General features: G+C 47.3%; 2 protein-coding genes. Both read left to right on the top strand.

The genetic code is table 11. The annotated features are described in order from the left end of the window. Positions 1-831 (top strand): transketolase (locus tag ACW6NC_RS16040; protein ID WP_457867577.1); only part of this gene is annotated, 831 nt, incomplete at its 5' end. Positions 832-912: 81 nt separating this feature from the next. After that, the coding region (locus tag ACW6NC_RS16035; protein ID WP_457867575.1) for a transketolase family protein at positions 913-1,721 on the top strand (809 nt) is incomplete at its 3' end.

Below are 1,721 nucleotides of genomic sequence, written 5' to 3'. Positions count from 1 at the left end.
GAATTAAAAGACTTTGCCACGCAGGTGCGCAGGGATATTTTAAGACAGGTACACAAGGTTAATTCGGGACACCCCGGAGGTTCCCTTGGCTGTACCGAATTTTTTACAGCGCTCTACAAGGAGGTAATGCAGCACAACACCAATTTTGATATGGATGGGAAAGACGAGGACCTATTCTTCCTTTCCAATGGCCATATCTCCCCGGTGTTTTACAGTGTACTTGCCCGGACCGGGTATTTCCCTGTAGAGGAACTCAATACCTTCAGACTTATTGACTCCCGCTTGCAGGGTCACCCGACCACCCACGAAGGCCTGCCTGGAATACGCGTGGCTTCAGGCTCACTGGGACAAGGCATGTCCGTGGCCATTGGTGCTGCCGAAGCCAAGAAATTAAACAAGGATAAACACCTTGTTTTTTCCCTTCATGGCGATGGAGAATTGCAGGAAGGTCAGAACTGGGAAGCCATTATGTATGCAGCGGCCAATAAGGTGGACAACCTTATTGCCACGGTAGATCTCAACGGTCAGCAAATTGACGGGAGCACGGAAACCGTACTTCCTATGGGCAATCTCAAAAAGAAGTTCGAAGCTTTTGGCTGGGACGTTATTGAAATAGAAGATGGCAATGATATGGAACAGGTCATTGAGGGTCTAAGGGAAGCTAAAACACATACTGGAAAAGGAAAACCTGTTTGTATCTTAATGACTACGGTCATGGGCCATGGCGTAGATTTCATGATGCATACCCATGCCTGGCATGGAAAAGCACCCAATGACGAGCAGCTTGAAAAAGCCCTTGCACAAAACCCTGAAACCCTAGGAGACTATTAAAAAAACCGCCCCTCATCTTGATGGTTTGGAGGAAAATAAAATAGATTTTCGCCCAGGCGGAAATGACAATAAAATTTCAACATGAAAAAATATACAGATACAGGAAAAAAAGATACCCGTTCCGGTTTTGGTGATGGACTTACCGAACTGGGCAGGACGAACCCAAATGTTGTAGCCCTTTGCGCCGATCTTGTAGGTTCACTGAAAATGCAGGATTTCATCGATGAAAACCCAGAGCGTTTTTTCCAGGTCGGCATTGCCGAGGCTAATATGATTGGTATTGCCGCTGGTTTGACCATAGGAGGGAAAATACCTTTTGCCGGCACCTTCGCTAATTTTGCTACCGGCAGGGTCTACGATCAAATAAGACAGAGTGTGGCCTATTCCGGGAAGAATGTAAAGATTTGTGCAAGTCACTCAGGGGTAACCCTTGGAGAAGACGGAGCCACCCATCAAATCCTCGAGGATATCGGGCTTATGAAGATGTTGCCTGGAATGACCGTGATCAACACCTGTGATTACAATCAAACCAAAGCAGCTACTATGGCCATCGCAGCCCATCAGGGACCGGTTTACCTTCGTTTTGGCAGGCCAAAAGTAGCCAATTTCACCCCGGAAGATCAGCACTTTGAAATCGGAAAAGCCGTGCATCTTTATGAAGGTACAGATGTGAGTATTATCGCCACTGGACACCTGGTATGGAAAGCCATTCAGGCTGCAGACAAACTTTCAGAGAAAGGGATCAGCGCCGAGGTGATAAATATCCATACCATCAAACCCCTGGATGAAGAGGCTATCTTAAAATCAGTGAAGAAAACCGGATGTGTGGTGAGCGCCGAAGAGCACAACTTCCTTGGAGGGCTTGGAGAAAGCGTAGCCCGCACCTTAGC

Source organism: Salegentibacter profundi (assembly GCF_054121475.1).
This window is presented reverse-complemented; position numbering and strand designations above follow the sequence as displayed.